We start from the raw sequence: 2,993 nt of genomic DNA, 5'->3' as shown, positions 1-2,993 counted from the left end.
GTGCGCCCGAAGGGATTCGAACCCCTAACCTTCTGATCCGTAGTCAGATGCTCTATCCGTTGAGCTACGGGCGCCTGTGTTCAGTTGTCTCCTACGGCGTAACGCCGCGCTTGCGGTCGCCACGGTGTGGCGGAGGCGAGAGGATTTGAACCTCCGGTCCCCTGTAAGGGGGACAACTCATTAGCAGTGAGTCCCATTCGGCCGCTCTGGCACGCCTCCTTGGACCGTCTGAGGGTACCGGACCCGCTCAGGTGGGGACGCGGACCGGGCGGCGGACCCTGCCGGAACCGCCGCGGAGCACAGCGTACACAGCCCACACATATGCTGTCGAAATGACCGCTCGCCTCCGACCCGAAGTGGCCGAGCTGCCCGTCTACGTTCCCGGCAAGACAGTCCCGGGCGCGATCAAACTGGCCAGCAACGAGACCGTGTTCGGGCCGCTTCCGGCCGTCCGCGCCGCGATCGAGCGCGCCGCCGACACCCTCAATCGCTACCCCGACAACGGCTGCCTCGGACTCAAGTCGGCACTGGCCGAGCACCTGAACTCGGGCCACGCCGGCGGTTGGGGGCCCGAGCACATCGCGGTCGGTTGCGGGTCGGTCAGCCTGTGTCAGCAATTGATCCAAGTCACCGCCACCGCGGACGACGAGGTGCTGTTCGGCTGGCGCAGCTTCGAGATCTACCCGCTGCAGGTTCGGCTGGCCGGCGCCACCGCGGTCGAAGTACCGCTCGACGAGAACACCTTTGACCTGGCTGCCATGCTGGCGGCCGTCACCGAGCGCACCCGGCTGATCTTCGTCTGCAATCCCAACAACCCCACCTCAACGGTGGTGGATCCCGTTGCGCTGAGCCGGTTCGTCGCATCGGTTCCGGCGCACATCATGATCGCGATCGACGAGGCCTACATCGAGTACGTCCGCGACAGCCTGGCCCCCGAAAGCCTCGAGTTGGTCCGCAGCCACAGTAATGTCGTTGTGCTGCGCACTTTTTCGAAAGCGTACGGGCTAGCTGGGCTGCGGGTGGGGTATGCGGCGGGGCAGCCGGAGGTGATCACCGCGCTCGACAAGGCATACGTGCCGTTTACCGTCAGCAGCATCGCCCAGGCGGCGGCGATTGCCTCGCTGGAGGCCGCCGACGAGTTGCTGGCCCGCACCGATGCGGTGGTTGCCGAGCGCACCCGGATGAGCGACGCACTGCGCGGCGCCGGATTCGCCCTCCCGTCGTCGCAGACGAATTTCGTGTGGTTGCCGCTGGGCCCGCGCACCGCCGACTTCGTCGAGCAAGCCGCAGACGCGCACATCGTGGTCCGGCCCTACGGGAGCGACGGTGTCCGGGTGAGTATCGGTGCGCCCGAAGAGAACGACATGCTGCTGAAGTTTGCCGAGAGCTGGATCTGAGGAGGACGAATATGAGTGAGACGTTGGCGCGCAAGCAGTTTGACGAGTTCAGGCAACGCGACGGCGTCATTGCCGATGCCGAACTCGACGATTACTGGGCCAGCCTGCCGCCAGCCACAGTCGACGGCATGCTCGGCGAGTGGAAAGGTGGCGAATTCGTCACCGGCCACCGGATGAACGGCCAGCTGGAGAAGTCGCGGTGGTTCGGCAAGACGTTCAACTCGCCCGCCGATGTGCAGCCGCTGGTCTGCCTCGACGACGACGGCAACCGGTTCTCCAACGTCAAGATGGGCAAGGGCGAAGCGAGCTTGTGGCTCGAGGAGTTCCGCGGCGAGGTCACCGCGACCATGGTGTACGACGGCCAGCCGGTTCACGACCACTTCAAGCAGGTCGACGACCGCACCGTGATGGGGATCATGAACGGCAAGGGCGTGATCGACAACGGCCGATACTTTTACTTCTTCCTGGAGCGCGTCCACTAGCCCCGGAGCAGGCCGGTGGGCGACCGTGCCAGCACGGTACGGTCTGGCCATGGGTGAGCCATACGAGTCCGTCACCGTAGAACGCCACGACCACGTCGCCCAGGTGACGTTGATCGGGCCCGGTAAAGGCAATGCCATGGGGCCGGCCTTCTGGGCGGAGCTGCCGGAGGTGTTCGCAGAACTGGACGCCGACCCCGATGTGCGCGCCGTCGTGATCACCGGCTCCGGCCGCAACTTCAGCTATGGCCTGGACCTGCCCGCGATGGCCGGAACGCTGGCCCCGGTGCTGGCTGACGGTGCGATGGCCGGACCACGCGCCGAGTTTCACCGCGAGGTGATGCGTATGCAGGGCGCGATCAGCGCCGTCGCCGACTGCCGCACCCCGACGATCGCGGCGATTCACGGCTGGTGCATCGGCGGCGGCGTCGACCTGATCTCGGCGGTCGACATCCGCTATGCCAGCGCGGACGCGAAGTTCTCGGTCCGCGAAGTCAAGCTCGCGATCGTGGCCGATGTCGGTAGCCTGGCGCGGCTGCCACTGATCTTGTCCGAAGGGCATCTGCGCGAGCTCGCGCTGACCGGCAAGGACATCGACGCCGCTCGGGCCGAGAAAATCGGGTTGGTCAACGACGTATTCGCCGACGCCGACGCCACCTTGCAGGCGGCGCACGTGACTGCCGCCGAAATCGCCGGCAATCCGCCGCTTACGGTCCGCGGCGTCAAGGATGTCCTTGACCAGCAGCGGATTTCGCAAGTGTCGGCGAGCCTGCGATACGTCGCTGCATGGAACGCAGCGTTCCTGCCCTCGAAGGACCTTTCCGAGGGGATCGCAGCGACCTTCGCAAAGCGACCGCCGACGTTCACCGGCGAATAGCGCGAATCGCCCGGCCGGCATCGGGCCAGCCCGCCGGCACCGCTGTCTGCCGGTTACTGAATCCGCACGACGACGTCGTGGACGCCGAGGACGATCGGGCCTGACGGTCACGACGCCTCGTCTTCGTCGTCGTCGTCCTTGCGGAGGAGTTTTTCGGGGTGCCAGTAGGTGTTGGTGCGGGGTTGGCCTCGGTCGAGGTGTGGGGGTGGGATCCATTCGGTGTGGCTGTGGGTGTTTTTG

At 66.1% G+C, this 2,993-nt stretch carries 3 protein-coding genes, 2 tRNA genes and 1 pseudogene; 3 read left to right on the top strand and 3 right to left on the bottom strand.

Features of this window, described 5'->3' with window-relative positions:
• Position 1: 1 nt before the first annotated feature.
• Positions 2-74: transfer RNA gene (locus AC2VOG_RS03385), tRNA-Arg, on the bottom strand.
• A gap of 53 nt (positions 75-127) precedes the next feature.
• Positions 128-219, bottom strand: a tRNA-Ser gene (locus AC2VOG_RS03380).
• 113 nt (positions 220-332) lie between these two features.
• Between AC2VOG_RS03380 and AC2VOG_RS03375 the strand changes: the two genes are divergently transcribed.
• From AC2VOG_RS03375 to AC2VOG_RS03365, 3 genes are read left to right on the top strand one after another with little or no spacing between them, the layout of a single operon-like run.
• Positions 333-1,397 carry a histidinol-phosphate transaminase gene (locus tag AC2VOG_RS03375; protein ID WP_486938504.1) on the top strand — a complete coding sequence of 355 codons (1,065 nt, stop codon included), beginning with the start codon at positions 333-335 and terminating at the stop codon, positions 1,395-1,397.
• Between the two features lie 11 nt (positions 1,398-1,408).
• Positions 1,409-1,879 carry a DUF4334 domain-containing protein gene (locus tag AC2VOG_RS03370; RefSeq protein WP_486938503.1) on the top strand — a complete coding sequence of 157 codons (471 nt, stop codon included), beginning with the start codon at positions 1,409-1,411 and terminating at the stop codon, positions 1,877-1,879.
• Between the two features lie 49 nt (positions 1,880-1,928).
• On the top strand, positions 1,929-2,753 hold the full coding sequence (locus AC2VOG_RS03365) for a crotonase/enoyl-CoA hydratase family protein (RefSeq protein WP_486938502.1): 825 nt from the start codon (positions 1,929-1,931) through the stop codon (positions 2,751-2,753).
• A gap of 107 nt (positions 2,754-2,860) precedes the next feature.
• Here the strand turns inward: AC2VOG_RS03365 and AC2VOG_RS03360 are convergent.
• Positions 2,861-2,993, bottom strand: a pseudogene (locus tag AC2VOG_RS03360) (HNH endonuclease signature motif containing protein); the annotation flags it as partial.

Source organism: Mycobacterium sp. TH-M11 (genome assembly GCF_057473725.1).
Note: the sequence above shows the minus strand (reverse complement) of the source record. Positions and strands in the feature narration are given on the sequence as shown.

Excerpts from the sequence above, each read along its gene's own strand:
- AC2VOG_RS03375 (WP_486938504.1), top strand. The coding sequence starts at position 333 with ATGACCGCTCGCCTCCGACCCGAAGTGGCCGAGCTGCCCGTCTACGTT.
- AC2VOG_RS03370 (WP_486938503.1), top strand. The coding sequence starts at position 1,409 with ATGAGTGAGACGTTGGCGCGCAAGCAGTTTGACGAGTTCAGGCAACGC.
- AC2VOG_RS03365 (WP_486938502.1), top strand. The coding sequence starts at position 1,929 with ATGGGTGAGCCATACGAGTCCGTCACCGTAGAACGCCACGACCACGTC.